Source organism: Mesorhizobium sp., from assembly GCF_024509055.1.
In the GTDB taxonomy this organism is placed as follows: Bacteria; Pseudomonadota; Alphaproteobacteria; order Rhizobiales; family Rhizobiaceae; genus Mesorhizobium.
In genome coordinates, this window is sequence record NZ_JANINM010000367.1 from 755 (window position 1) to 26623 (window position 25869).

General features: G+C 62.7%; 31 protein-coding genes, 1 tRNA gene and 2 pseudogenes. 15 read left to right on the top strand and 19 right to left on the bottom strand.

Going from position 1 to position 25869, the window contains the following annotated elements; genetic code table 11:
• Window positions 1-200: 200 nt before the first annotated feature.
• Together clpX and clpP are read right to left on the bottom strand one after the other, a co-directional pair.
• Window positions 201-1241: pseudogene (clpX, locus tag Q0L57_RS16180) on the bottom strand (ATP-dependent Clp protease ATP-binding subunit ClpX).
• Window positions 1242-1536: 295 nt separating this feature from the next.
• Window positions 1537-2166 carry an ATP-dependent Clp endopeptidase proteolytic subunit ClpP gene (gene clpP / locus Q0L57_RS16185; RefSeq protein WP_296744160.1) on the bottom strand — a complete coding sequence of 210 codons (630 nt, stop codon included), beginning with the start codon at window positions 2164-2166 and terminating at the stop codon, window positions 1537-1539.
• Window positions 2167-2511: 345 nt separating this feature from the next.
• Between clpP and Q0L57_RS16190 the strand changes: the two genes are divergently transcribed.
• Window positions 2512-3099: a hypothetical protein gene (locus tag Q0L57_RS16190; RefSeq protein WP_296744161.1), complete on the top strand. Its 588-nt coding sequence runs from the start codon at window positions 2512-2514 to the stop codon at window positions 3097-3099.
• 89 nt (window positions 3100-3188) lie between these two features.
• Here Q0L57_RS16190 and Q0L57_RS16195 read toward each other — a convergent pair whose 3' ends face one another.
• Complete coding sequence (locus Q0L57_RS16195) at window positions 3189-3392, bottom strand: DUF3126 family protein (protein WP_040969488.1); 204 nt, start codon at window positions 3390-3392, stop codon at window positions 3189-3191.
• A 145-nt stretch (window positions 3393-3537) separates the two neighbouring features.
• Window positions 3538-4386, bottom strand: a complete 849-nt coding sequence (cysE, locus tag Q0L57_RS16200; protein WP_296744162.1) for a serine O-acetyltransferase — start codon at window positions 4384-4386, stop codon at window positions 3538-3540.
• Window positions 4387-4505: 119 nt separating this feature from the next.
• On the opposite strand from cysE, the gene Q0L57_RS16205 reads away from it, so the two are divergent.
• Genes Q0L57_RS16205 through speB form a run of 3 tightly spaced genes read left to right on the top strand, consistent with a single transcriptional unit; the run spans window position 4506 to window position 6232 of the window.
• Entirely contained in the window at window positions 4506-5111 is a 606-nt protein-coding gene (locus Q0L57_RS16205; protein ID WP_296744163.1) for a hypothetical protein, read from the top strand.
• A gap of 21 nt (window positions 5112-5132) precedes the next feature.
• Window positions 5133-5258, top strand: a complete 126-nt coding sequence (locus Q0L57_RS16210; RefSeq protein ID WP_296744164.1) for a hypothetical protein — start codon at window positions 5133-5135, stop codon at window positions 5256-5258.
• An 8-nt stretch (window positions 5259-5266) separates the two neighbouring features.
• On the top strand, window positions 5267-6232 hold the full coding sequence (gene speB / locus Q0L57_RS16215) for an agmatinase (RefSeq protein ID WP_296744187.1): 966 nt from the start codon (window positions 5267-5269) through the stop codon (window positions 6230-6232).
• Between the two features lie 48 nt (window positions 6233-6280).
• Here the strand turns inward: speB and Q0L57_RS16220 are convergent, their stop codons facing one another.
• The 4 genes from Q0L57_RS16220 to Q0L57_RS16235 all read right to left on the bottom strand — a co-directional run bounded on the left by Q0L57_RS16220 (window position 6281) and on the right by Q0L57_RS16235 (window position 8762).
• Window positions 6281-6610, bottom strand: coding sequence for an N-acetyltransferase (locus tag Q0L57_RS16220; protein WP_296744165.1), 330 nt, complete (start codon window positions 6608-6610; stop codon window positions 6281-6283).
• A 173-nt stretch (window positions 6611-6783) separates the two neighbouring features.
• Window positions 6784-7551, bottom strand: a complete 768-nt coding sequence (locus tag Q0L57_RS16225; protein WP_296744166.1) for an alpha/beta hydrolase — start codon at window positions 7549-7551, stop codon at window positions 6784-6786.
• Window positions 7552-7556: 5 nt separating this feature from the next.
• Window positions 7557-8063, bottom strand: a complete 507-nt coding sequence (locus Q0L57_RS16230) for a DUF192 domain-containing protein (RefSeq protein ID WP_296744167.1) — start codon at window positions 8061-8063, stop codon at window positions 7557-7559.
• A gap of 105 nt (window positions 8064-8168) precedes the next feature.
• Window positions 8169-8762 (bottom strand): cold-shock protein, encoded by a 594-nt coding sequence (locus Q0L57_RS16235; protein WP_296744168.1) that lies wholly within the window; start codon window positions 8760-8762, stop codon window positions 8169-8171.
• Between the two features lie 258 nt (window positions 8763-9020).
• On the opposite strand from Q0L57_RS16235, the gene gloA reads away from it, so the two are divergent.
• Entirely contained in the window at window positions 9021-9461 is a 441-nt protein-coding gene (gene gloA, locus Q0L57_RS16240; protein ID WP_296744169.1) for a lactoylglutathione lyase, read from the top strand.
• 127 nt (window positions 9462-9588) lie between these two features.
• Window positions 9589-9876, top strand: coding sequence for a DUF2218 domain-containing protein (locus tag Q0L57_RS16245; RefSeq protein WP_296744170.1), 288 nt, complete (start codon window positions 9589-9591; stop codon window positions 9874-9876).
• Between the two features lie 60 nt (window positions 9877-9936).
• On the opposite strand, the gene Q0L57_RS16250 is transcribed toward Q0L57_RS16245, so the two are convergent.
• Both Q0L57_RS16250 and ilvA read right to left on the bottom strand, forming a co-directional pair.
• Window positions 9937-10494: a DUF1697 domain-containing protein gene (locus Q0L57_RS16250; RefSeq protein ID WP_296744171.1), complete on the bottom strand. Its 558-nt coding sequence runs from the start codon at window positions 10492-10494 to the stop codon at window positions 9937-9939.
• Window positions 10491-11747, bottom strand: coding sequence for a threonine ammonia-lyase IlvA (gene ilvA / locus Q0L57_RS16255; protein ID WP_296744172.1), 1257 nt, complete (start codon window positions 11745-11747; stop codon window positions 10491-10493). The genes Q0L57_RS16250 and ilvA overlap by 4 nt, the downstream gene beginning before the upstream one ends.
• A 283-nt stretch (window positions 11748-12030) precedes the next feature.
• On the opposite strand from ilvA, the gene Q0L57_RS16260 reads away from it, so the two are divergent.
• Together Q0L57_RS16260 and Q0L57_RS16265 are read left to right on the top strand one after the other, a co-directional pair.
• Window positions 12031-13065 (top strand): alpha/beta hydrolase, encoded by a 1035-nt coding sequence (locus Q0L57_RS16260; RefSeq protein WP_296744188.1) that lies wholly within the window; start codon window positions 12031-12033, stop codon window positions 13063-13065.
• A gap of 116 nt (window positions 13066-13181) precedes the next feature.
• Window positions 13182-14345, top strand: coding sequence for an alpha/beta hydrolase (locus Q0L57_RS16265; RefSeq protein WP_296744173.1), 1164 nt, complete (start codon window positions 13182-13184; stop codon window positions 14343-14345).
• An 18-nt stretch (window positions 14346-14363) separates the two neighbouring features.
• On the opposite strand, the gene ade is transcribed toward Q0L57_RS16265, so the two are convergent.
• Window positions 14364-16181: an adenine deaminase gene (gene ade / locus Q0L57_RS16270; protein ID WP_296744174.1), complete on the bottom strand. Its 1818-nt coding sequence runs from the start codon at window positions 16179-16181 to the stop codon at window positions 14364-14366.
• Window positions 16182-16428: 247 nt separating this feature from the next.
• Between ade and Q0L57_RS16275 the strand changes: the two genes are divergently transcribed.
• Entirely contained in the window at window positions 16429-17088 is a 660-nt protein-coding gene (locus Q0L57_RS16275; protein WP_296744175.1) for an outer membrane protein, read from the top strand.
• 149 nt (window positions 17089-17237) lie between these two features.
• On the opposite strand, the gene Q0L57_RS16280 is transcribed toward Q0L57_RS16275, so the two are convergent.
• From Q0L57_RS16280 to Q0L57_RS16300, 5 genes are all read right to left on the bottom strand, one after another.
• Window positions 17238-17537: a hypothetical protein gene (locus Q0L57_RS16280; protein ID WP_296744176.1), complete on the bottom strand. Its 300-nt coding sequence runs from the start codon at window positions 17535-17537 to the stop codon at window positions 17238-17240.
• Between the two features lie 213 nt (window positions 17538-17750).
• The gene (locus tag Q0L57_RS16285) at window positions 17751-18485 is read right to left on the bottom strand and encodes an amino acid ABC transporter permease (protein WP_296744177.1); all 735 of its coding nucleotides are present in this window, start codon (window positions 18483-18485) and stop codon (window positions 17751-17753) included.
• Window positions 18486-18505: 20 nt separating this feature from the next.
• A complete protein-coding gene (locus Q0L57_RS16290; protein WP_296744178.1) occupies window positions 18506-19333 on the bottom strand; it encodes a transporter substrate-binding domain-containing protein in 828 nt (275 codons plus the stop codon).
• Window positions 19330-19653 (bottom strand): GYD domain-containing protein, encoded by a 324-nt coding sequence (locus Q0L57_RS16295; protein ID WP_296744179.1) that lies wholly within the window; start codon window positions 19651-19653, stop codon window positions 19330-19332. The genes Q0L57_RS16290 and Q0L57_RS16295 overlap by 4 nt, the downstream gene beginning before the upstream one ends.
• A 23-nt stretch (window positions 19654-19676) precedes the next feature.
• A complete protein-coding gene (locus Q0L57_RS16300; RefSeq protein WP_296744180.1) occupies window positions 19677-20372 on the bottom strand; it encodes an isochorismatase family cysteine hydrolase in 696 nt (231 codons plus the stop codon).
• A gap of 105 nt (window positions 20373-20477) precedes the next feature.
• Here Q0L57_RS16300 and Q0L57_RS16305 point away from each other — a divergent pair, with 105 nt between their 5' ends.
• The gene (locus tag Q0L57_RS16305; RefSeq protein WP_296744181.1) at window positions 20478-21377 is read left to right on the top strand and encodes a LysR family transcriptional regulator; all 900 of its coding nucleotides are present in this window, start codon (window positions 20478-20480) and stop codon (window positions 21375-21377) included.
• 99 nt (window positions 21378-21476) lie between these two features.
• Window positions 21477-21562, top strand: a tRNA-Leu gene (locus Q0L57_RS16310).
• Window positions 21563-21642: 80 nt separating this feature from the next.
• Here the strand turns inward: Q0L57_RS16310 and Q0L57_RS16315 are convergent.
• Window positions 21643-22221, bottom strand: coding sequence for an NUDIX domain-containing protein (locus Q0L57_RS16315; protein WP_296744182.1), 579 nt, complete (start codon window positions 22219-22221; stop codon window positions 21643-21645).
• Between the two features lie 153 nt (window positions 22222-22374).
• Here Q0L57_RS16315 and Q0L57_RS16320 point away from each other — a divergent pair, with 153 nt between their 5' ends.
• The 3 genes from Q0L57_RS16320 to Q0L57_RS16330 all read left to right on the top strand — a co-directional run bounded on the left by Q0L57_RS16320 (window position 22375) and on the right by Q0L57_RS16330 (window position 24111).
• The gene (locus tag Q0L57_RS16320) at window positions 22375-23478 is read left to right on the top strand and encodes an NADH:flavin oxidoreductase/NADH oxidase (RefSeq protein ID WP_296744183.1); all 1104 of its coding nucleotides are present in this window, start codon (window positions 22375-22377) and stop codon (window positions 23476-23478) included.
• 88 nt (window positions 23479-23566) lie between these two features.
• Window positions 23567-23845: a DUF982 domain-containing protein gene (locus Q0L57_RS16325; RefSeq protein ID WP_366940926.1), complete on the top strand. Its 279-nt coding sequence runs from the start codon at window positions 23567-23569 to the stop codon at window positions 23843-23845.
• Window positions 23846-23871: 26 nt separating this feature from the next.
• A complete protein-coding gene (locus Q0L57_RS16330; protein ID WP_125002720.1) occupies window positions 23872-24111 on the top strand; it encodes a DUF2188 domain-containing protein in 240 nt (79 codons plus the stop codon).
• A gap of 63 nt (window positions 24112-24174) precedes the next feature.
• Here Q0L57_RS16330 and Q0L57_RS16335 read toward each other — a convergent pair whose 3' ends face one another.
• A complete protein-coding gene (locus Q0L57_RS16335) occupies window positions 24175-24459 on the bottom strand; it encodes a hypothetical protein (protein WP_296744185.1) in 285 nt (94 codons plus the stop codon).
• Window positions 24460-24640: 181 nt separating this feature from the next.
• A complete protein-coding gene (locus tag Q0L57_RS16340; RefSeq protein WP_296744186.1) occupies window positions 24641-25615 on the bottom strand; it encodes an alpha/beta hydrolase in 975 nt (324 codons plus the stop codon).
• Between the two features lie 122 nt (window positions 25616-25737).
• On the opposite strand from Q0L57_RS16340, the pseudogene Q0L57_RS16345 reads away from it, so the two are divergent.
• Window positions 25738-25869: pseudogene (locus tag Q0L57_RS16345) on the top strand (competence/damage-inducible protein A); the annotation flags it as partial.

Genomic DNA, 25869 nt, shown 5'->3' on the forward strand with positions numbered 1-25869 from the left:
CCTACCACCGTTTGTGACGGGAGTTTTACAGCACAGAATTCGGCGCCTCGGCCTTCTGCTGTTAGGTGGATGCAGCCGGGGCAAAGATCAAGGGTTAACACGGCTCGGACATCCATTCCATCACCGGGCGGCACGCCCACACAGCAAAACGGCGCCACGCGGGCGCCGTTCCATGAAAATTGCAAGGTCCAGATGCCATTTCAGGCGCTGACGTTGCCCTTCTTTTCCTTCTGCTCGGAGTAGATGTAGAGCGGCCGGGCATTGCCCGACACCACCTCTTCCGAAATCACCACTTCGCGCACGCCTTCCAGCGCCGGAAGCTCGAACATCGTGTCGAGCAGGATCGCTTCCATGATGGAGCGCAGGCCGCGCGCGCCGGTCTTGCGCTCGATGGCGCGCTTGGCAATCGCCGACAGCGCGTTCTCGTGGAAGGTGAGATCCACATTCTCCATCTCGAACAACCGCTGATACTGCTTGACCAGCGCGTTCTTCGGCTCGGTCAGGATCTGGATCAGCGCCGGTTCGTCGAGGTCTTCCAGCGTCGCCAGGACCGGCAGACGGCCGACGAATTCCGGGATGAGGCCGAATTTCAACAGATCCTCCGGCTCGACCTGGCGGAACAGGTCGCCGGTACGGCGGTCCTCCGGTGAAGCCACGGTCGCGCCGAAGCCGATCGAGGTCTTGCGGCCGCGGTCCGAGATGATCTTGTCGAGGCCGGCGAAAGCGCCGCCGCAGATGAACAGGATGTTGGCCGTGTCGACCTGCAGGAATTCCTGCTGCGGATGCTTGCGGCCGCCCTGCGGCGGCACCGAGGCGACCGTGCCTTCCATGATCTTCAAGAGCGCCTGCTGCACGCCCTCGCCCGACACGTCGCGGGTGATCGACGGATTGTCCGACTTGCGCGAGATCTTGTCGATTTCGTCGATATATGATGCGGGCGAGCGTCTGCGCCAGGAGCGTCTTGCCGCAGCCGGTCGGGCCGATCAGAAGGATGTTCGACTTCGCCAGCTCGACGTCGTTGCTCTTGCCGGCATGCGCGAGGCGCTTGTAGTGGTTGTGGACCGCCACCGACAGCACGCGCTTGGCATAGGGCTGGCCGATGACATAGTCGTCGAGGACCTTGAGGATTTCCTGCGGGGTCGGCCGGCGATCAGCTTGCGAACTTCGTGCTGGCTCTTGCCGCAAAACGAGCAGTAAAGCGTGTTCTTTGAATCACCGCCGCCGTTGCTGACCTTGCTCATTTTCCTGTCCTTTCACCGACACCCGCCGATCGCTCGCTCTGAGTGACGTATCACCAATCTATCGCGGGAATCCGCCACCGCCAGTGTCCTGGCTCACACAGCGCATTCCGTACGAAACACAAATCAGAAAACGCGGCAACGATTCGAAGCAACCCCACACAAAGCTAAGCCGTCGAAAATCAACATAGCCTTAACGTAGGCAATCCCGAGGGCTGAGGGAACAGGCAATTGTGGCCGAAATGCCGCAAGCCGCGCCAAAAGCGCGTGATGCCGCCATTCAGCTGCCAGTCGCAACCTATGCAGGGACGGCTTCGGTCGACTCGCGCGTCGTGATGACCTTGTCGATCAGGCCGAAATCCTTGGCCTCGTCGGCGGTCATGAAATGGTCGCGGTCGAGCGTCCGCTCGATCTCGTCGTAGCTCTTGCCGGTGTGCTTGACGTAGACCTCGTTGAGGCGGCGTTTCAGCTTGATGATGTCCTGGGCATGACGCTCGATGTCCGACGCCTGGCCCTGGAAGCCGCCGGACGGCTGATGGACCATGATGCGCGCGTTGGGCGTGGCGAAACGCATGTCCTTGTGGCCTGCCGTCAGGAGCAGCGAACCCATCGAGGCGGCTTGGCCGATGCAGAGCGTCGACACGGCGGGCTTGATGAACTGCATGGTGTCGTAGATCGCCATGCCCGAAGTGACGACGCCGCCCGGCGAATTGATATAGAGGTTGATTTCCTTCTTGGGATTCTCTGCCTCGAGGAACAAAAGCTGCGCGCAAACCAGCGTCGCCATGCCGTCCTCGACCGGGCCGGTGATGAAGATGATGCGTTCCTTCAACAGGCGCGAGAAGATGTCGTAGGCGCGCTCGCCGCGATTGGTCTGCTCGACCACCATCGGAACGAGGTTCATGTAGGTTTCGACGGGGTTCTTCATGGATTACCCTTGTTGGATGGGATTCCGGCGCCGTGAAATCGTGAGCAATCGGGCAGAATCGGTTCTGGATTGGTAGGACGTAGATAGGATGCCGGCTCACCCTAGCGCAAGGTCGCCTCTCCTAGCCATCTGGTTAAGTCGAATCAAGCGCCACGGGCCACGGAAATCCGGCAATTTGAGCCTGGAGTCGCCCCGGACCGGGATGTCGGCCCGCCGACCGCCCTGTCACGGTAGCACTTCCTTAACCGCGCCGCTTAACGACACGCCTTGAAATCCCTGTTGAGCGACGGACCTTCCGCTACATTCCTGCGTTGAACCGGCGTCCTTTTTCAACGGGGGAATGTCATGATCCGCAAAGCATCCGCATCCCTGGCCGCGCTCGCAACGCTCGCCGGCGCGTCCGAGGCCGCGGCCGGCAGCCGGGCGCTGGAATGCTATGAGCCGCTGCGCAGACCAGCGCTTTACGACACGGTCTATCGGGATGTGATGGTGAGTCCCGGCGGGCAGTTGGTCGATTACGATCCGCCGATTTACGGCACGAGCCAGAGCCTGGAGCAGATTGCGCCGCCCCGCGTCACCTATCAGGTCGTTCCGGCTGTCACGCGCACCATCTACCACACGGTCAAGGTCGATGACGGCGGCTATGCCTGGGAGTGGCGCGTCATCCACGGCCGCAAGGTTCTGTGCAAGGTCTGGCGCAAGGCCCGCTATGCGCAGGTGGCCCAGACCGTGATCGTCGAGCCGGAGCGCGTCCGGCGCGTCGTTCTTGCCGCGGAATATGAAAACGTCGCCCGCGAAGTCCTGGTGCGGCCGGAACAGCGGTTCATCACGGATATCCCGCCCTCTTATCAGACGGTGGCGCGCCGGGTGGTGGTTCGGGAAGGTTCGACCACCTGGCGGCGGGTGCACATCCCGCGGCATTGCCCGGACTGATTTGGGCCCGGACTGATTTGGGCCAGGACTGATTTGCGGGACCCTCGCCCGGGCGGCGACCACACGCGCCCGGTACGGAGCTTTTCAGCTCAAGCCAGGTCGACGTCGAGGATCGCCATCGAAAAATTATAGTCGCCGTCGTCCTCGTCCTTGAAGACGATGCCGAGGAATTCGTCGCCGACATAGACCTCGGCCGAGTCTTCCTTGCGCGGGCGCGCCTTCACCTGCAGCTTGGGATTCTGGAAGACGCGCTTGAAATAGGCGTCCAGCTTTCTGATTTCGTCCGGCTTCAAAAGTCTTCTCCGAATGTCGGTCTTGCTCGTTGGAACGCGCTTCTGACACGCCGACAATGGCGATGTAAAGGCAAGCCGGCAGGATAACGCGGGACAAAGGACGCCTGAAACCGGCGTCCGGATGCGCCGCGATTAGGGGCTGCCGTCAGATATCGAAGCTGACCACGTGGTCCATCGTCTGCGATGGAAGCAGCTGGTCCATCTGCCGCGAGGGCTGGTCGCAGCCGGTTTCGCCGACAACACGCGCCGGCACCCCGGCGACTGTCTTGTTGTGCGGAACGGGCGACAGCACGACCGAGCCGGCGGCGATCTTGGAGCAATGGCCAATCTCGATATTGCCCAGGATCTTGGCGCCGGCGCCGATCAGCACGCCGCGGCGGATCTTCGGGTGACGGTCGCCGCTGGCCTTGCCGGTGCCGCCCAGCGTCACCCCGTGCAGGATCGAGACGTCGTCCTCGATGACGGCGGTCTGGCCGACGACCAGTCCGGTGGCGTGGTCGAGGAAGATGCCTTTGCCGATCCGGGCAGCCGGGTTGATATCGGTCTGGAATACAGATGACGACCGGCTCTGCAGGTAGAGCGCGAAGTCCCTGCGGCCCTGGTTCCACAGCCAATGCGCCAACCGATGGGTCTGGATGGCGTGGAACCCCTTGAAATACAGCACCGGCATGATGAAACGGTCGCAGGCCGGGTCGCGGTCGTAATAGGCCTGGATGTCGACGCGAACGGTGGTGCTCCACTCGGTATCGTCGGCCAGCATCGCCTTGAACGTCTGCCGGATGAGGTCGGCGCCGATGTCCTGATGCGCAAGGCGCTCGGCCAGCCGATGGATGACCGCATCTTCCAGGCTTTCCTGATTGAGGATGGTCGAATAGAGGAACGCGGCAAGCAGCGGATCGCGGTTCACCGCTTCCATCGCCTCATCGCGGATTGCGCGCCAGATCGGGTCGACCGGCTGCACTACGCTGGGGCGGGCAATCGTAACGCTGTTCATCGTCGGTCTCCGGCCTGCTCGTTTCCGGCGGCACATATAGGCCAGATCATAGCACGGTTGAACTCAATTTTCCTTAGTGCTTTGTCAAATGGACTTGGTTGACGGGAATTCAAGCTGCGATGGAAAACGAACCCTTGATCGACGAAGCGCTGAAAAGCGAGCTTTCAGCGCTCTATCAGGCCGGGGACCGGCACTATCACGGTCTCGCCCACATAAAGGCCATGCTGGCGCTGGCGGCAGAATACAGGGGCCGGCTTCACGACCCGGATGCCGTCGACGCGGCGATCTGGTTCCACGATGCCGTGTATGACAGCCGCGCCAAAGACAATGAGGCGAAAAGTGCCGAGCTCGCCGAAAGCAAGCTCGGCGGTCGTGCCAGCCCCGACCGTCTTGCTTGGATCACGGCCATCATCAACGCCACGGCCACGCACCGGTTGCCGCCGTTCGAAGACGAGAAGGCCGCCAATGACGCAGCCTTTCTCCTCGACATGGACCTCGCGATCCTCGGCGCCGAACCGGGCGCTTTCGACGCATACGAGAAAGCGGTCCGGCGCGAATATGGCTGGGTCGAGGAGCCGACGTGGCGCACGGGCCGATCGGCCGTTCTGAAGAACTTCCTCGCCCGCCCGCATGTTTTCCATACCGAAGCGTTCCGCGAAAGGTTCGAAGCGCGAGCCAGGGGGAACCTCAACCGATCGCTGCAGAACCTGCAGGACCAAGCCTGAGCCCGGTTCAGGCCCAGGCCGATGCTCTGGATTTCAAATCTCGCGGCCGCTACCCTCGCCCGCCCCGCCGAAAAGGGGCACTGGCTGCTGAATGACCGCGAAACGCGGATCGCCGAAATCGTCAAACGTGAATTCTTTCTGAGATGACCAACACCATGGAAAACAGCTTCTTCCAACCTGTCGACGCGTCCGAGGTTCCGCGCTTTGCCGGGCTTTCCACCTTCATGCGGCTGCCGGCCGTGCAGAGCGTGAAGGGGCTCGATATCGCGCTTGTCGGCATTCCGTGGGATGGCGGCACGACCAACCGCGCCGGCGCCCGCCATGGCCCGCGCGAAATCAGGAACCAGTCGAGCCTGATGCGCCGCGTTCACCACGTGTCGGGAACTGAACCCTTCAGCATTGCCAATGTTGCCGATGTCGGCGACGTCTCCGTCAATCCGATCAACCTGCTCGACGGGCTGCAGCGCATCGAGGACGGCATTGCCGCGATCGTTGCCGAAGGCGCTGTCCCGCTGGCCGCCGGCGGCGATCACCTGACGACGCTGCCGGTGCTGCGCGCCATAGCCCGCAAGGCGCCGGTCGGCATGATCCACTTTGACGCGCATTCCGACACCAACGACCGCTACTTCGGCGACAACCCCTATACGCACGGAACACCGTTCCGCCGCGCCATCGAGGAAGGCCTGCTCGACCCGAAGCGGGTCGTCCAGATCGGGATTCGCGGTTCCATCTATGAACCCGGCGAGCACGACTGGGCAACCGCCCAGGGCATCCGCATCATCTATATGGAAGAGTTCGTCCGGCGCGGCGCGGCAGCCGTCATGCAGGAGGCGCGCGCGCGTGTCGGCGACAGCCCCACCTATGTGACCTTCGACATCGATTGCATCGATCCGTCGATGGCCCCGGGAACCGGCACGCCGGAACTGGGCGGCTTCACCACACGCGAGGCGCAGGAGATGGTGCGCCTGCTCGACGGCTTGAACGTCGCCGGCGCGGACGTCGTCGAGGTAGCGCCTCCTTTCGACGTTGGCGGGATGACGGCGCTGGCAGGCGCGACGATGATGTTCGAGCTGCTATGCGTGATGGCGAGGTCGCTCGCCGACAGGAGATCGCGCGGCTAGGGCAATTACAGCAACATACGCAGCGGTATTCCGTCCTGATTTTTGAACCTAATCCGGAAAGGTCTCCGTCCGCTGCGCATAGGCCTTGAACCCCGCGCGTCGGTAAACCGACTGAGCGGCCGGATGATCATGCGTATCGGTATGCAGCCAAAGCCTTTCCGGCTGATACGACCAAGCCGCGCGCAGCGCCCGGTCGAGCAGGAACGGTCCAAGCCGTCGTCCCTGGAATGCCCTAACCAGCCCGAAATGAACCAGTTCGACTTCTGGCTGGCCGACGCCGTTGAACTCGCAGAAACCGGCGGTTTCGCCATCGACACGCAGCACACCGATATGTGTCGAGGGGCTGGCGAGCAGCGTTTCGAGATCAGCCTCGGGCATGCGCAAGCGTTGATCCCACTGAACTGGGCCTCCGACGACGCGCTATAGCTCAAGATAGCGCAAAAGGTCGAACGTCTCGCGCGCCACGAAAGCGCCTGGCAGCGGCGGCTCACACGGGTCACCGGGCGGCGGCGCGAGCATCTCCATGTAGGTTACGAGAAGATCGACCACGCTCAGAGCGGGTTCTCAGCATAGAACTCCAGCACGCGCTGTTTGAAGCTCTTGTCGCCGACGGCCAGCATGTGGTCGCGACCCTCGATGTGGAAGGCCTTTGCGTTGGGCATCAGGGCGGCCAGTTCGTCCGGCGAGCCACCGATATCGTCGGTCGTTCCCACCGCGATCAGGGTCGGCTGGGCGATGCGCGCCATGTCATCCTCGCTGAGCAGCTCGCGCGACGTGGCGATGCAGGCGGCGAGCGCGCGGCGGTCGCTGCGCGTCTGGTCGGCGAAAGCGCGGAAGGAGCGGCCGCGTGGGTGTGTAGTCGCTGCGGGGTCGTCCGCCAGCAATGCCGCCGCGATCGGATCCCAGTCGCCGACGCCGTCGACCATGCCGATGCCGAGACCGCCGAAGACCAGCGTCGCCACCTTGTCCGGATCGGAAAGGGCCATGAACGCCGCGACCCGGGCGCCCATCGAATAGCCCATCACATGTGCGCGTTCGATACCGAGATGATCGAGCAGAGCGGCGGCGTCCGAAGCCATCTTGGTCGGCGTGTAGTCGGCCTCATCGTAGCTCTTCGACGACGAGCCATGGCCGCGATTGTCGAAGGCGATTGCACGGTAGCCGGCGTCGTTCAGTGTCTTGAACCAGCCCGGCGATACCCAGTTGACGTAGTGGCTGGAAGCAAAGCCGTGGATCATCAGCACCGGATCGCCCGTACCCGAGGCCGGCTCGCGATCGAGATAGGCGAGCTCGAAACCGTCGTGCCTGAAGAACTGCATCGTCGTCAGTTGGAACCGGACGCCTTGGCGATCGCCGGGTGGCGCAGGAGGTCGCCGTCCTTGAGGCCGTCCTTCCCTGCCGTGCCGGCCTTCAGTTCGAGCACGAAGCTGACAGGCTGCCCGGGAGAGATGATCGCCTCTGATTCCGGCTCGCCGCGCTTGATCGCCTTGATCCTGCCGTCCTGGCCGATGAACACCAGGTCCAGCGCCATCGGCGTGTTCTTCATCCAGAAATTGACCGCGCTGGGCTTTTCGAACACGAACAACATACCGTGATCGTCGGCCATCTCCTTGCGAAACATAAGCCCGGCCTCGCGTTCCGGGGATGTGTCGGCGATTTCGATCGAGAAGGATTGCTTGCCGGATCCCGTCACCGCCACCAAGGGAGTGGGATCAACAGCCAGAACCATCGGCTTGCCGTCCGCTGAGCTGGGCGTCAGACCGTAGAAGTAAGCCATGAAGGCAAATGCGGCGCAAAACACGCCCGCGGTCAGCCAGTTGCGGTGAGCCATTTCCAACACCTCGTCCGATCTCTGTCCTAGACGATGCTCCGGACAAGTGGAACCGGTTTCATAACCAGGATGGTCTCACGGAAGAAGGGCTAGTACCGCGAGGAACTAGTGCGAGACCGACAAGGTGCCCATATCGGGGTGGATTTCGGCAGCCATAAGGCCTTTGTCGCCGCGCCCGAAGCGCACCAGCACGACCTGGCCCGGCCGGAGCTCGGTAATGCCGTAACGGCGCAGCGTCTCCATGTGGACGAAGATGTCCTCGGTCCCGTCACCCCGGGTCAGGAAGCCAAAACCCTTGGTGCGGTTGAACCACTTCACCAGCGCCCGCTCCAGTCCGCTTTCCGCCGTCACCGTTACGTGGGTGCGCTGCTCCTGCTCGGCTGGATGGATCGCCGTCGAGGCATCCATGGAGAGGACGCGGAAGGCCTGAAGGCCACGATCGCCCTGCTTCACGAGACAGACCACACGCGCGCCTTCGAGCGCGGTCTGGAACCCGTCTTTCCGAAGACATGTCACATGGAGGAGAATGTCGCCCGAGACGCCATCGTCAGGAAGAATGAAGCCGTAGCCCTTGGCCACGTCGAACCATTTGATTGCGCCGGCGATCTCGGCAAGCTCCGTGGACTCGCCGCCGCCGTCTCGTTTCAAGGCGTCGTCAAGGCTTCCGTCCCGCCTCGTAAAAGAGGCTTTTTCCCCCATAAGAATGCCCCCTTTTTCAACCGAAGCCGTTACTGATTCTTGCCATCAGCTTAACACTGCGACTTCCGGTGTGTGCAAGGCCTGACGTGCCTTTTTTCACCGTTGAACACTAGAAAGCCGCGATTGTTGTTTGCCGGCGTTGTTGGACCAGGGGATGAGCAGGTTGAAATCGGCCGCTCCACCGATATGTCTGACGATTGCCCTTTGGCTGGGTGGCTCCTATGTTGCGCCGCAACGCAACGCTCCGAGGAACCCGACATGCGCTATCTCCACACAATGGTCCGCGTCGCCGACGTCGATCAATCGCTCGATTTCTACTGCAACAAGCTCGGTCTGAAGGAGGTGCGCCGCTACGAGAACGAGCAGGGTCGCTTCACGCTGATCTTCCTCGCCGCGTCCGAGGACGAGCGCAGCGGCATCGACGAGAAAGCGCCGCTGGTCGAGCTGACGTACAACTGGGATCCGGAAGAGTACAAGGGCGGCCGCAATTTTGGCCACCTCGCCTACGAAGTCGACGACATCTACGCCACCTGCCAGAAGCTGATGGACAATGGCGTCACCATCAACCGGCCGCCGCGTGACGGCAACATGGCCTTCATCCGCTCGCCGGACGGCATCTCGATCGAACTGTTGCAGAAGGGGCCAGCGAAAGCCAAGGCCGAACCGTGGGCCTCGATGCCGAACACGGGAAGCTGGTAACGCGCCGGACCTGGCGAGGATCAGCCGGCATCAGGTCTATGGCGTTTCGCCCGAGGGTCCTTATCTATCCGCTTGAGGCGCCAGCCCGTCCGGGCTGGCTTAGCCCTTGAAACGCCAGGAGAACTTCATGCCGACCAGCCGCGCCGACGTCGCCACCGAACATGCCAGCCGCTATCTGCAGCAGCTCTGCAAGCATTGGGCACACAAGTTTCCGGTCGAATTCGACCCGCATCACGGCGCCATCCAGCTCTCGCTCGGTCGCACTGTCATGGATGCCGACGACAAGGCTCTCCACATTGCGGTCGCCGCCGATGACGCCACCACCCTCGAACGGCTGGAAACCGTCGTTGCCGACCATATCAAGCGCTTCGCCTTCCGCGAGGAGCTGACCTTCGACTGGCAGAAGGCCGCCTGACGAGCAAATCCAGGAAAGTGCCTCGCGGTCTTCCGCCCGGAATTGCGTGGAACGAAAGGTTCAGGTCCCAGCCTTGCCCGCCATGTCGAGCAGGGCTAGCACGCTGCGCCAGTTTCGCGCCGTGCCCGGGACCTTCAGCGTGCGCCCGATGAGGTTGGCGAAGACGGATTTGCCGAGCCCGTCCGGCGCATGCAGGTAAAGCACGTCGCCCTTGATCTCGAAACGCTCCGGCCCGGTGCATTTTTCCGCAAGCCGCTTGGCCTCCTCGGCGGTCGGCTCGCGCTCCAGGACATAGGCATGCAGCTTGGTCGGGTCGCCAGCGACCTCCGGATAGGGATTCTCTTCCACGAGCCGCTCGAACCAGCGGGCGTCGCGCACCATGATGCGCGAATTGAACCCCCATTTCTTCTCAAAGGCCGCTTCCAGTTGCTTGGCCAGCGCGATCGTGTCGCCCTTCTTTGCGCGAAACACGACATTTCCGCTCTGCACGTACGTTGCCACGCCAGCAAAACCGAGGTCTTCGAAGAACGACTTGAGCTCCGCCATTTTGACGATGCGGTTGCCGCCGACATTGATGCCGGAAAACAGCGCGACGAAGACCGTTCCTTGTCCGCTCATATGATGAACCCCGCCAGCGTCTCGTTGTCGGTGATATCCTGATACTGCACGCCCTCAGCGTCGAAATTGGCCTTGAGCAGGTCGAAATTGCGCCTGTCCTTGGTCTCGATGCCGATCAGCACGGAACCGAAATTGCGCGCCGACTTCTTCAGATATTCGAAGCGGGCGATGTCGTCGTCGGGACCGAGCATCTCGAGAAAGTCGCGCAGCGCGCCGGGCCGCTGCGGAAAGCGGATGATGAAGTATTTCTTCAGGCCCTCGAAGCGCAGTGCCCGCTCCTTCACGTCCGGCAAGCGCTCGAAGTCGAAATTGCCGCCGGAGACGACAGCCACTATCGTCTTGCCCCTGATGTCCTTGCGCGAGAAATCCTTGAGCACGTCGATCGCCAGCGCTCCGGCTGGTTCCAGCACCACGCCCTCAACATTGAGCATTTCGATCATCGTCGCGCACAGCCGGTTTTCGGGCACTAGCCGCACCGCGTCGGCGGTGAACTCCTTGAGATGGCGCAGCGGCTCGCGGCCGATTTCGGCCACTGCCGCGCCGTCGACGAAATTGTCCACCTTGGCGAGCTTGACCCGTTTGCCGCTGGCAAGGCTCTCGCTGAGGCTCGGCGCCCCGGCCGGCTCGCAGAAAACAAAGCGCGTGTTCCGGTGCTGGTCGGCGAAATAGTGGGTCACGCCGGCGGCCAGACCGCCGCCGCCGACCGGCAGCATGACGATGTCGGGCATGCGCCCGCCGGGCATCTGGGCGGCAATCTCGTAGGCGACCGTCGCCTGGCCCTCGATGATGTCCTTGTGATCGAATGGCGGCACCATATGCGCGCCGGCGCTCTCGGTGAATTCGAAGGCCGCGCGATAGCATTCGTCGAAGAAGTCGCCGACCAGCCGGATCTCGACGAAATCGCCACCGAACAGCCGCGTCTTGTCGATCTTCTGCTGCGGCGTCGTCACTGGCATGAAGACGACGCCCTTTTTGCCAAAATGGCGGCAGACGAAAGCGAAACCCTGCGCATGGTTGCCGGCGGAGGCGCAGACGAACAGCTCCGCATCGTTCCCTGCCGCGAGCGCCTTGCGGAAGAAGTTGAAGGCGCCTCTGATCTTGTAGGAGCGCACCGGCGTCAGGTCCTCGCGCTTCAGAAGCACGCGGGCGCCGGTCTTTTTCGACAGATAGTCATTCTCCTGCAGCGGCGTTTCCGGAAAGATTTCGCGGATCGCCTCGGCGGCGGTGGCGACACGGGAAGAGAAACTGTTCACTTGCAAGGTCCTCGCTTGGCTTTCGACGGCATGGAATTGCGCGTGCCTGCTTGGTTCGCGGTAAGCTGCCGCATGCCAGCAACCTTCCTGCCGTCATTTTGGCTTTCCCGCAACACTGCCATGGCCCGTGGCCTGGCGTTGACCAGATTTCAACCACCAGGACTTACTTCCGCCGCACTTCGCCTGTCCGGGAGGGTTCGCGGAGGTGGATGGCCAGTGATGGCCGGAGTGGAATTTCGACGTGCATTTGAAGACGTTTTCGATCATTGCCCTGGCCCTGCTGATGGTAGGCTGCGCGGGGCACCAGACGCAGGAAATCCTGGGCAGCGTCGTCGTGCCGACGAACGCGACCGAGATCGCCGGCAACCACTCAATCTTCATCGCCACCACCCGCAAGGCGTCCAGCGACCCCAACAAGGTTTTCGACGGCGAGCGCTCGGCGACGCTCAACTACGCCCGCGTCAACGTCACCGTTCCGCCAGTCCACCAGACCGGCCAGATCGAGCGGCGCTCGCGCGGCAAGTCGGATGACCCGACCAAATATTTCATGGCCTCGGAAGTCGTCGGCTACGAGACGCAGCCGAAATTCGCCAGCGCGCTCAATGCCGATATCGCCGCGCGCGGCGGCCGCGTCATGGTCTTCGTCCACGGCTACAACACCGGCTTCGACGACGCCGTCTATCGTCTGACGCAGATCGTCCACGATTCCGGCTACCCCGGCACGCCGGTGTTGTTCTCCTGGGCCTCCGGCGCCCGGACCACCGACTATGTCTACGACAAGGAAAGTGCCGCCGCCGCCCGCGACCAGCTGGAAGTGACGCTCAGGATGCTGGCGCAGACCGGCGCGCGGCGCATCGATATCGTCGCGCATTCGATGGGAACCTGGGTGACTATGGAAACGCTGCGCCAGCTCGCGATCACCGGCGACCGCGATCTCGGCGGCAAGCTGGGCGACGTGGTGCTGGCCTCCCCCGACATCGACGTCGATGTCTTCAAGAGCCAGATGCGCCGCTACGGCAAGCCCGACAAGCCCTTCATTCTTCTGTTGTCGGACGACGACCGCGCGTTGAGGCTCTCCGGCTTGATCGCCGGCTCGCGGCCGCGCGTCGGCGACTACAGGGACGCCGCCGACCTCGCCTCATATGGCGTGACGGTCGTCGATCTTTCCAAGCTCAAGGGCAACGACAGCTTCAACCACACCAAATTCGCCGACAACCCGATGATGGTGCAGACGATCGGCCAGCGGCTGCGTGAGGACGACGGCTTTGCCAGCGATCGTGACGTGACGGACCGCATCCGCCAACTGGCAGGCCAGTAACCGTATTGCCACGGATGGGCTTGCAATTTGCCGCTCATCGACTTTGAACTGGACCGGGCAAGCCCGTGGCCTTATCGGATTATCTAGGAAGGTTTGCCGCCCTTGGGGGATTCCGGGTGACCGTGCGATCGAAGATCGTCCCAGTTCTTGTCTTCGCGCTCGCCCTTGCCGGCTGTGCCGGCCCCACACATGACCTGCTCAATCGGACAACGGCAACGGTGCCCGCCTCCGCCATCGCGGCAAAGCATGAGATCTTCGTGGCCACCACGCGCCAGCAGGCGACGAAGGACCCGCGCCAGGTCTTCGACGGCGACCGCTCGCTGACCACCAGCTATGCCCGCGTCGACGTCACGGTCCCTAAGGTGCACAAAGTGGGCGCGATCGAGCGCGCCAAGGGGTCCGCCGACAGCAATCCGGCCAAGCAGTTCACCGCGACCGACGTTGTCCACTACGCGGACGCGCAGCAGTTCGCCAAGGCGGTCGGCGCCGATATCGCCATGCGCGGCGACCGCGCTTTGGTGTTCGTGCACGGCTTCAACAACGGCTTCGACGACGGCGTCTTTCGGTTGACGCAGATCGCGCATGACACGAACTACCCGGGCACGCCGGTGCTGTTCTCCTGGGCGTCGAGCGCCAGGACGACCGGCTATATCTACGACAAGGACAGCTCGACAGCCGCGCGCGACGACCTCGAGGCGACGCTGAGGATGCTCGCCAAGACCAAGGTAAAGAGCATCGACATCATCGCCCATTCGATGGGGACATGGCTGACGATGGAGGCGCTGCGCCAACTCGCCATCACTGGCGACCGCGATCTTGGCGGCAAGCTCGGCTACGTGATCCTCGCTTCGCCGGACATCGATGTCGATGTGTTCAAGAAGCAGATGATCCGCTACGGCAAGCCCACCAAGCCCTTCGCCATCCTGCTCTCGGGTGACGATCGGGCGCTGAAATTGTCCAGCTTCATTTCCGGCGACAAGCCGCGCGTCGGCGACTACGGCAACGCGGCCGATCTCGCCAACTACGGCGTGACGGTAGTCGATCTCACCAACACAAAGGGCGGCGACAGCCTGAATCACGCCAAATTCGCCGACAATCCGATACTGGTGCAATTGCTGGGCGAGCACCTGCGCACGCCGGCCGGGCTTGCGTCCGACGAGCCCAACGCCACGCAGCTCAACAATATTGGCCAAGGCCTGGGCCAAGCCGTCGGCTCGGTGGCGGAGGTCGTCATCACGACCCCCTTCAAGGTTTTGACAATCGCCACTGGCGGCGGTTGATCCTCCGAGGTCGCCCGCTCAAACGAAGAGATCGACCTTCTGGAACGTCGTCACGTCGACAAGGCCGACGTCGGAAATCCTGAGTTCCGGAATGACGACCAGCGCCAGCAGCGAGTGCTGCATATAGGCATTGTGGAGCGAGCAGCCGACCTTGCGCATGGCTTCGGTCAACTGCTCGGCCTTGGCCGCGACGATCTCGGCGCGCTCGTCCGACATCAGCCCGGCGATCGGCATCTCGACCAGCGCCAGTTCCTTGCCCTTTGAGTAAAGCACGACGCCTCCGCCCACTTCGCCGAGCCGGTTGACCGCAAGCGCCATGTCCTCCTTGTTGGTGCCGACGACGATGATGTGGTGGGCATCATGCGCGACGCTGGAGGCCATGGCGCAGTCCTCCATATAGCCGAAGCCGGAGACGAAGGCGTTGGTGACGCCGCCTGTTCCCCTGTGGCGCTCGACGAGCGCGATCTGGCAGACGTCGTTGCGGCGATCCATGGCGACGAGCCCGTTCTCCACCGGCAGGTCGGCCTCCAGCGCCCGCGTCGGCGCCTGGTTCTCGATCACGCCGATCACGCGCGCCCGTACCTCGTTCGCGCCCTGAGGCGCCGCGATGTCGAAATCCGCAGCCTTGAGCTTCTTGCCGAGCTTGACCGTATTCTTCGCTGTCTTCGGATAATCATAGGCCGGGATGTCGATTTCGAGCTTGCCGGCCTTGGCCAGCCTGACGCCGCGCCCATAGACCTCGTCGATGGCCATCTCCGCCAGATTCGAGACGATCAGCAGATCGGCGAGGCGCCCCGGCGTGATCGAGCCGATCTCGCGTTCCAACCTGAAATGCTGCGCGGTGTTGAGTGTCGCCATCTGGATCGCCGTCACCGGCTTCAGTCCCTGGCTGATCGCGTGCCGCACCACGCGGTCCATATGGCCCTCATGCACCAGCGTGCCGGAATGGCTGTCGTCGGTGCACAGGATGAAGTTGCGCGGGTCGATACCCTCTTCGGTCACCGCCTTGATCTGCGCCGCGACGTCGTACCAGGCCGAACCCAGCCGCAGCATTGACTTCATGCCCTGGCGCACGCGCGCGATCGCATCCTCGGCGCGGGTGCCTTCATGGTCGTCCTCCGCACCGCCGGCGACATAGCCGTGGAACGGCAGTCCGAGATCGCGCGAAGCATAGTGCCCGCCGACCGTCTTGCCAGCCTTGACCGTCTCGGCGATCTCGCCCGACATGACCGGATTGTTGGCGACGACGCCCGGGAAATTCATCACCTCGCCGAGGCCGATGATGTTCTCCCAGGTCATCGCCTCGGCGACATCCGCGACCGTGAGTTCCGCACCCGCATGTTCCAGCCCAGGCGCCGACGGCACGCAGGACGGCATCTGCACATGCACGTTGATCGGCATGGCGATGGCCTCGTCATGCATCAGGCGAACGCCAGGCAGCCCCAGAACATTGGCGATCTCATGTGGGTCGATGAACATCGACGTGGTGCCGTGCGGGATGACGGCGCGGCAAAACTCCGTAACCGTCACCATGCCGCTCTCGACATGCATGTGCGCATCGCAAAGGCCCGGCACCAGGTAGCGGCCGCCGGCATCGACAACCTTGGTCCCCTGCCCGATCGCGTGGCTTGCGTTTGGCCCGCAATAGGCAAAGCGGCCTGCCGCGACCGCGATGTCGGTGCCGGGGATGATCTCGCCCGAATGGACGTTGACCCAACGACCGTTGCGGATGACGAGATCGGCGGGCTTGCGCCCCATGGCGACATCGACGAGATGCGTCGCAACCTCGGTCCAAGGCTTTGGTTTTGCGGCGCTTGCTGATTTGGCTTTCGTCATTGTCCGAGTCCTCTGCTGAGGCCACTTTGGCAAAAGTCGGCGCGCGGAACCAGAGCCGTTCCCCGGCTTCAGGCGCAAAAGCCGGCCTTGTTGACTATTCCAGGCAAAGGCCAATGCTGACGCCGCAAAGTCGCTTAGGCGTTCCCCGGACGTAAACCACTGTTGCACGGACGCAATTCCGTTTCGCCCGGAATAGGGTTAGGCTGCGGCAGAAGAGTCTTTCGAAACTGCCATTTCGGAGAGCTCGATGCGCCGCTTGATGCTCGCCAATGCTGGCTTCCTGTTCCTGCTGCCCGGGTCGGCCTGGGCCGCGGACATGGGCGCCGTGCCGATGACAGCGCCAGGCTTCGACTGGACAGGCTATTATGCCGGCCTCCAGGCCGGTTACGGCTGGGGCCGCTCAGATATTTCGGGAACGCTCGGCACGCCTTTCAGCGCCTCACCCGATGTCGACGGCGGTTTTGTCGGCGGCCATGTTGCCGGCCTGTGGCAATTCAACCAGGCGGTCGTCGGCGCGCAGGCCGAGCTCAACTATGCATCGGTCGACGGCTCCGCCCCGCTCACAGGCGGAAATTCGGTCGGCAGCAACGTGAAGTGGTTCGGATCGGTCAATGCCGAGGCCGGCGTTGCAGCGGACCGCTGGCTGATCTACGGCATCGGCGGCGTCGCCTTTGCCGGCCTTGAAACCTCACAAGCGGGCGCCACCGGGTTCGCCAGGACACGAACGGGCACCGGCTGGACCATCGGCGCCGGCGTCAATTATGCGCTGACCGACAAAGTCGTGGTCGGCGCGCAATACCGCTACTACGATTTCGGCAAGGAGCATTTCGACGCGCCGGACGGTTCCGACCGCGACCAGGACGTGAAGCTCAACACGGTTGGCGTGAACTTCAGCTACAAGTTCTGAGTAGCCGTGTAGCGGGAGGAATTTGGCCGGCGCCCGCAGGGGGCGGGGGAATGGGTAGGGGCCTGAAAGACGCCGGCCGCGGCTGGTCTCGCCCGCCGCAAGGAGAACCTAGCGTTCTGCTCGAAATCCGTAATTCCGTGATCGCGCCACTACCCACCGAATCCCCGGCGCCGAGAGACGACTGGCACGTCCGTTCTCGTGAGGCCCGCGCCTTCGAACTGGCTCTGAGCTGACTGAAAGGCCCTTCCGGCCGGCATTGCCGCCAGGCATTCCTCCAACCGCTCAAGGCGCGCCTTCTGCCTGCGTAGGCTATGCGCGATGTCCTGGAACTTGCCCTTGCCCTTCGAGTTGGCGGCCTCGATCAGATCGAACTCGAGTTGGCTGATCTCGTGCCGCAGCCCTTCAGCCTCGGCCTCCCGCAGCCCTCTGATCCAGCCTGCCCCACGCATGATCACACGCAATCCGCCATCGATGCATCTCGGATTCTGGCAGGGAAATGCTAACGAGGTCGGTTCGGACAACATATAATTTTAAGCACAGCTAATATTCAAAACCGCGCCCTCACCCGGTCAGATTGAAACCCGTCAGTTTCTGGCTGGCAGCTTTCGGGCCAAAGACATCCGTCGGCATTGGTCCGAGCTACAAGCTCTGGTCGCTTCCGCTCAATGCGACGCCACACCGACCGGTACGGGGCTGGAATCCCTAATGTTGTCTTTCCGAGAATATGGGGCAGACATTCGCCTCTCGAACCAGCCCTGTACGAGCGTCAGGATCGACACCATGACGAGATAATAGAGGAGCGCGCAGGCATACCATTCAGTGAACCGGAAGCTCGCCGATATGGAGAGAGAGGTGGTTGTCATCAATTCCCGCAGCGAGATCGTGTATGCCAGCGACGTCGATTTCAGCAGCGATATGAATTCGTTCATCAGGGACGGCAAGGCTATGCGCATTGCCTGAGGCAGGACGACCAGGCGAAAAGCCTGGAATCTTGTAAGCCCCAGCGCCGCCGCCGCCTCCCTCTGACCTGCCCCCAAAGACCCAAGCGCGGCGCGCATGATCTCCGCGTTATAGGCCACGCCGACCAGGGTCATGCCGATATAGGCGGCCAGAAACGGCGTGAACCACGACGAGCGGAACACTGGAAACAACTGCGGCAGGCCGTTCCAGATGAACAACAGCACCAGGATCATCGGCGCGCTTCTAAACAGCCAGACATAGGCCAGCAGCGCCCAACGGACCGAAGTCCGCTTGGAACTCAAGCCGATCGCCACCGGCAAACACAGCGCGAAGGCCGTGACTTGCACACAGATCGACAGGCCGATCGTGGTTAGGGCGCCCTGGATCAAGGCGGGGCTGACGAGAGCTTCAACAAAAATGCTCGGATCAAAAAGCACGTCGGCCCCGCGCTTCTTGCCTACGAGCCGAAATCAACGTCGAAGCCGGACTCCGGGAAGTTGTACTTCTTCGCGATCTCGCCAAACGTTCCCTGCTGCTTCAGCGTCTTCAGCGCCGATCGCAGCCGCGCCAGGTCTCGCGGCGATTTCTGGATGTAGATGCCGAACTGGAATTCTGAGGGATAGGTGTAGACGACCTTGATCTTGTCGCCCGTCTGCCTGGCGCGAACACCGGCTTCAGCAGCTTCGGTCAGCGTTGCATCGGCTCGTCCGATCATAACCTGCTGGGTCGCGGCGACCTGCGATTCATAGGTCTGGAAAGTGACGGGCGCCTTGCCGTCCGCCTTGAACTTCTTGTTCATCTCATCGGGTGCGTCGGCATAGGATGTGCCGGCCTCGAGCGCCAGCGACTTGCCGGCCAAGTCGTCCGGGGTCTTGATCGCATCATTCGTCGCGGCGGTGACGATGACGGTCGACGACTTCAGATAGGGCACCCCATCATAGGACTGACGGCGCTTGTCGTTCAGATAGATGCCGCTGATGACCAGCGAACAGCGGCTTGCCTGCAGCGATGGCAGAAGCCCGTCAAACCCCAAAACCGTGAATGTGACGTCCGCACCCCAGAGTTTGGCAAGCGCATCGGCAACGTCGATGTCGACGCCAACCGGTCGCGTGTCGGTTGGCTTGTCCATGTAGGTGAATGGGGGGAACCCAGCCGTGGTGCACACGGTAAGGTGTCCATCGCGTATGAATGAAGGCGTATCCGCCCCCGCGAGAGCGGTCTGGCTGACGAGCGTTGCACCCAACAGCGAAGCGATATGGCAGGCACGTAGCATCGTTCGTTTCATGACAGTTCCCCAGTTGCGGTTCGGCTTTTTATTGATGCCTCGACAATCGCCCCCCATTCCGGCGCATCGAATGCGCGCAGCACGACCGGATCGACATGGCCGTCCTGACGGGCGACGAGCAGGTACTGCATCATCGCCGCTTCGCTCGGCATCTCGAAAACCTGCACGAAATCGTAGGCGCCCATCGTGGAATAGAGCGCGACGCTGCGGCCGCCGAGATTTTCGACGCGTTCACGGCTGACCCGCGCGCGCTCCGGAGAGTTGGCAATCTCGTCGAGCCCCCGCTGCGTGAGACGCATCAGGGAGATGAAATAAGGCATTGCACCAGTCCAGTTGGTTTCGATCAGTTGTTGGGCGAGGACGTGCCCAGCGCGCGCAGACCCGCGATCACGTCCGCCGCCGAGGAGACCACGCCATAGATCCCGTCCTCGACGGTGACCATGTGAACGGCGGCGTCATGAGCGTATTGGTCGCCGCTGGCGCAGGCATCCTCGATCAGCAGGCACTGGTAGTTCCTGTCCGCCGCCTCGCGCATCGTGGTGCTGACGCATACGTCCGTCGTGCAGCCGCTGAAAAGCAGATGGGTAATTCCCCGAGCCCTCAAGACGTGATCGAGGTCAGTGTGGGTGAATGCGCCATTGGCGGTCTTGTCGACGATCACATCGTTGGGCTCGATCGCGATTTCCGGCACGATCTCGAAACCCGGCGATGACCGTAAAAGCACCTGGGTTCCCTCGAGCCCTGCCCGCTTACGACGCCAGCGCTCATAAGGAGTCATATCGGCCATGTCCGCGCGATAGCCTTGCCTGGTGTGCAGGATCAGGCGGCCCGCCGTGCGAGCGGCATCGATCAGGGCATTGACGGTCGGCAAGATCGCCCGCAGCGGCGTCGGATCATAACCCTTCCTGGCGAAATATCCGTCGGAAGACAGGAAGTCGACCTGCAGGTCGATGACCAGAAGCGCGGTCACCTTGGGATCGAGATTTCCATCATACGGATAGTCGAAAGGCCGCGACCTGATCCACTTGGTTCCCGTCATTGGCGCGCCTCCGCTTGTTGCTCGGCGCCGAAGCTAGGACAGACCAATTGTTTTAACAAACCAAATGATTTATACGAATTCAAATTAGCGCAGCTAAACAATAAAATGAAGCACCCGCACGGTCTGGCCTATCTCCGCGTCTTCGAGGCGGTTGCCCGGGTCGGCTCCGTGCGCGCGGCAGCGATCGAGCTGAACATCACGCCGGGCGCCGTAAGCCAGCAGGTCCGCAATCTTCAGGACACGCTCGGGGTCGCACTGTTCGTCAGGGACGGGCGGCGCCTGCGCCTGACGGAAGCTGGAAAGGCATTGCAGAACTCCGCGGCGATAGCTTTTTCCGAAATCGACACATGCGTCGATAAGATTGCCGGACCCGTACCATCGACAGGGCCTCGATCCGTTACGATTGCTGTGCCGCCGGCTCTGGCGGTGTCATGGTTCACGACCCAGATGTTCGACTTTGCCGAGGTCGCGGGCTTGACGTCCTTTCGAATGATCCCGGCGGTTGATTTCAGCCAGATTGACTGGCGCTCGACCGATATTGCAATTGTCTACGGATCGCCGCCCTGGAAAGGCTTCTCATGGAGCCTGATGGCAAACGTGGTGCTGAGGCCGGTATGCAGCCCGAGGCTGTTGAATGCCTCGCCATCGCTGAAGTCGCCGCGCGACGTGACGGAACACTGGCTGCTGCATGAAGACGACGGCAGCGAATGGCTGCGATGGCTGACGGCGGCTAGCGTATCACAGGTCGCCTTGCGGAATGCGCATTTCGGTACGCTGATGATGGCGATAACTGCGGCTCTGGAGGGGCGCGGACTTGCCCTGGTCAGCGATTTCCTCGCTTCCGAGTATCTTCGTTCGGGCCGGCTGGTCAGGCCGTTCGAGACAGCCATCGAGGCTTCGCGGAGCTACTTCTGCGTCTGCGCCGACAGTCGCGCGACCGATCCGCAGATCATGCGGATGACGGAATGGATCATAGATCGATCGAGATTGCCGCAGCGAATCTGAACACGGGAGGGTAGGCGCTGGAACTCCGTTCAACCAACGTCCGCAGGCTGCAGATCATGACTTGACGACCCTGGCCCGACGTTTGAAAAGGGCTCGCCTGCGGACGTGGCGGAATTGGTAGACGCAAGGGACTTAAAATCCCTCGATCTCTGATCGTACGGGTTCGATTCCCGTCGTCCGCACCACCTTTGTTCATCGAGGTTCGGAGAGTGGCCAGCTAGAGCTCGCTAGACGAAGGCTGCCTAGTTCGCGATCTATGACCGCCTCAAGCCTTCATCGGATTGAGCTTCAGATGTTGGATCAGGATGATCGTCTTGGCGTCAACGATGCGGCCGTCGGCGATGCCGGCCAGCGCCTCGTCGAGCGTCATTTCCAGAACTTCGATGTCCTCGCCCTCCTCCGGCGACCCGCCGCCGTCGGAGATGCGGTCGGCCGGTGAGTAGCGCGCGGTGAAGAACCACAGGCGTTCCGTCACGCTGCCCGGGCTCATGAACGGCGCGAACAGCTTGTGCACGTCCTTCAGTCGGTAGCCGAGCTCCTCTTCCGCCTCCTTGCGGATGGCTGTTTCGGGATCGTTTTCATCGAGCAATCCGGCGCAGGCCTCGATCAGAGGTTCACGGTGACCCGTGACAAAGGCCGGGTAGCGGAACTGCCGCACCAGCAGCACCGTCGAGCGCTCAGGGTCGAAAGGCAGGATCGCCGCACCGTCGCCGCGGTCATAAGTCTGGCGCGTCTGCGTCTCCCAACGTCCGTCGCGGCGCCGATAGTCAAGCACTGTCTTCTTCAGCACGGCCCAGTCGTCGGACAGTATCTCCTCCGAACGGATGCGAATGCGGTCTTCCATGATGAAACTCCATCTGTCGGCGGCAAGGGGTAGCGGCGAACCCGCCTTCGCGCAATCCGGGAAAGCCGCTGGTCCAGCAAGTCTCACCGGCTCGTGTCTGGCCCCGGTGGCGGCCATTGCCTAGATAGGCGTGACCCCTCCCGGAGTTTTCCCATGACCTCACCGCTCTTCCAGCCGATCACCCTTGGCGGTCTCACCTTCCCCAACCGCATCGCCGTGGCGCCGATGTGCCAGTATTCGGCCGAGGACGGTTCCGCCAGCGACTGGCATCTCCATCATTGGATGAACCTTGCCATGTCCGGTGCCGGCATGGTCACCGTGGAAATGACCGATGTCGAGCGGCGCGGCCGCATCTCGCATGGCTGCCTCGGCCTCTACTCCGACGACAACGAGGCGGCGGCGAAACGCACGCTCGACGCCGCGCGGCGTGTCGCCGCGCCCGGCACCAGATTCGGCACCCAGCTCGCGCATGCCGGCCGCAAGGCCTCGTGCCAGCGACCATGGGAAGGCGGCGGACCGCTCAAGCCCGACCAGGATCCCTGGCCGATCGTTTCCGCCTCGGCTGTCGCTTACGACGCCGGCTGGCAGGTGCCGCACGCGCTTGAGGAAGAGGAAGTCCTGAAGGTCATCGAGCACTTCGCCGACGCGGCGAAACGGGCTGAGCGCGCCGGCTTCGACTTCATCGAACTGCACGCCGCGCATGGCTATCTGATCTTCCAGTTCCTGTCGCCCCTCTCCAACCAGCGGACAGATCGCTGGGGAGGCTCGCTGGAAAACCGCATGCGCTTCGCCGTCGAGATCGCGAAGGCCGTGCGCAAGGCCGTCCCGAACCTGATGCTCGGCGCCCGCCTGTCGGTAAAGGAATGGGTCGATGGCGGCTTCGAGGTCGAGGACGCCATCGAGGTGGCAAAAGCCCTCAAGGCCGAAGGCGTTGCCTATCTCTGTTGCTCCAGCGGCGGCAACTCGCCGCTGCAGCAGCTGCCGGCCGGCCCGGGCTATCAGGTGCATCTGGCCGAAGCAGTGCGCACCGGCGCCGGCATCCCGACCCGCGCCGTGGGCCTGATCGACGACCCGAAACAGGCCGAAGCGATCGTCGCCGACGGCCGCGCCGACATGGTGGCGCTGGCGCGTGCCTTCCTCGCCGATCCGCGCTGGGGTTGGCGCGCCGCCGCGACCTTCGGCGAGCAGATCCGCCCGGCGCCCCAGCTGGCGCGCTCGGTCACGACGATGCAGCACTGGATGAAGTCGGCCGGCTGAGCTTCCAAGTTACGCTGGGTGATGAGACCTTTGGGCGCAGGGGTCTCGCCACCTTTGCAACCAAATCGGCCGTTTTACGTTTGCGGCCATGACAGACAACAAGCCATTTGAAACGCCGGTGGTGGTCGAACTCGGCCATGTCGGCAAATATCGACAGATCCGCAGCACCCGCGAAGCCGCCGAGTGCCTCATGACCGTTTGGCCCCTCAATCGCGGGCAAAGGCATCGTGATGCGCTCGACACTTGCCTCAAGGCGCTGGAAGGGTATCGTTCGACGGCGGACGCACGCCGCGCTTTGATCGAGGCAGCCCGGGAATCGGAAGTTCTGGTCCCCGAAGACAGGCTGCCTGACGAAAAGCTGCATTGAGCAGGCTTCTCGACCGGAGGATTTTTATGGCGAAGCTGACTTACAAGATCGTCGAGCATGATGGCGGCTGGGCCTACAAGGTCGGCTCGACTTTTTCCGAAACCTTCCCCACCCACCAGGACGCGTTGCGCGCCGCCGAGATCGCTTCGGCCGAGCAACAGGTAGCCGGCGCCACGGATGGTATCCAGTACGAGGACTCCGAAGGGGTGTGGCACGACGAACTGGCTGACGGCCGCGACAGGCCGCAAACCGAAGTGTCGGACTAGTCTTCGTCCCGCGCCACGACCGGCGGTGCCCGAGCCTTCACGCCGGCCGCTGACGGGCGTGGATTACTTGCCGCAATAATTGTCGTTGACGTTCTGTCCGGAGTTCGCATCGGGCCCAGCCGTGTCTGATGCGCAAGGACCGACAGGACCGGGGTTGCCCATGGTGGCAAGGCCGGACGCGTCCCTGCTGGAATAGATGCTGCCGGTTCTGTAGGTGTCGACCGGCACTCCTTCGCTGAAGACGGGGCGATCACGGTGCCACCACCACCATGCATCGGATGACTGTGCCATTGCCGAGGTTGCCATGCCCAGCACCAGCACCGAGGCTGCAAGAACTTTCGTAAGCATCGGATATCTCCATTCAGTTGATCGCCGAAGCGCTGCCAGCCACGCGCTTGAAACCCTGGGGCGGAGGCGAAGGTTCCGGCCCGGCAATCACGATGCGCCGGGATGCCCGACACGTTTGTGTGACGCGCCTGTGAGCCGCCAGGCATTGTGGCTGGTCGATCGGCGATATAGTCGCCAAGGTTCAGATCACGCTGACGAAGGCCCGCGCTGCGATGCGCTCTATGAAGGCCACGACCCGCTCCGGTTCCGCGAACTGCGGCATGTGCCCAAGTCCTTCGACCCGTTCAAAGTCGATCCCCTTGAGCTTGTCCAGCATCGGCTCGCCATGGACGCCGATGCCGATCACGCGATCGGCTGTTCCGAACAGGATGCCGGCCGGCATGGAAATCTCGCGGTAGCGCTCTTCGATGCGGCCTAAATCCCGTTCCACCGCCACGACATCGGTCGAAGTCGCGTAATAGTGAGCGGGCCGCAGCCCAAGCCATCCACCGCCGGCAATCATGTAATCCTTGGGAGCAGCTTGAGGCGCGAAGATGAACCTCATCGTCGGCTCCGCATATTTCAGGCTGGCCGGTATCGCCATCGTATAGGCCATGATGCGACGCAGCGTTCGAGAAGGAACATAGAGCAGGTCGAGTTTACGACGCGCCTCTTCTTCCAGATGCGTCAAGGGCGAGAGCAAGGCGATGCCCGAAATCGTCTCCGGATGGAGCACAGCCAGGGCGAGCGCGACAGCGCCGCCGAGCGAATGGCCGACGACCAGAGGTCGTTCCAGCCCAAGCGCCTCGATGAAACGCTGGACCACCTGGGCCTGCTCGGGCAGCCGCCCACTCGCATCGCTTCGCCTGACCGAATATCCGGAACCCGGCCGGTCGAGAGCGATAAGCCGATAACCGGTTCCGAAACGTCCGAACAGCGTGTGGCGGAAATGATGGAGTTGCGCGCCGAGGCCATGCACGAAGACGATCGGCCTGCCCTCGCCCTCCTCGACATAATGGATGCGGTTGCCATCGACCTCGATGAATTTTCCGCGAGCCGGCACAAGCCTTTCGGCCTTGGCGGCGATCCACTGCGTCAAGATCATCAGGACGAGAACGACGAGCGCCACCGCGACAAGCAAACCGGCGAGCACCCAGGACAGAACCGCAGTCAGCATCTTCCCACTCCAGCCGCGCCTGCGCGCACCTTATCCGCCAGCGTCCGCAAGAGCATCCGGCTTTCGCATTGCGGCCGGTTGCAGGTCGCGTTATCTCAGGCGACCTCGTCGCGGAGCCAGCCATGCCTGAAATCGTCACCGCCGCCATGCTCGTCATCGGCGACGAAATCCTCTCCGGCCGCACCAAGGACAAGAATATCGGCCACCTCGCCGACATCATGACGGCGATCGGCATCGACCTGAAGGAAGTGCGC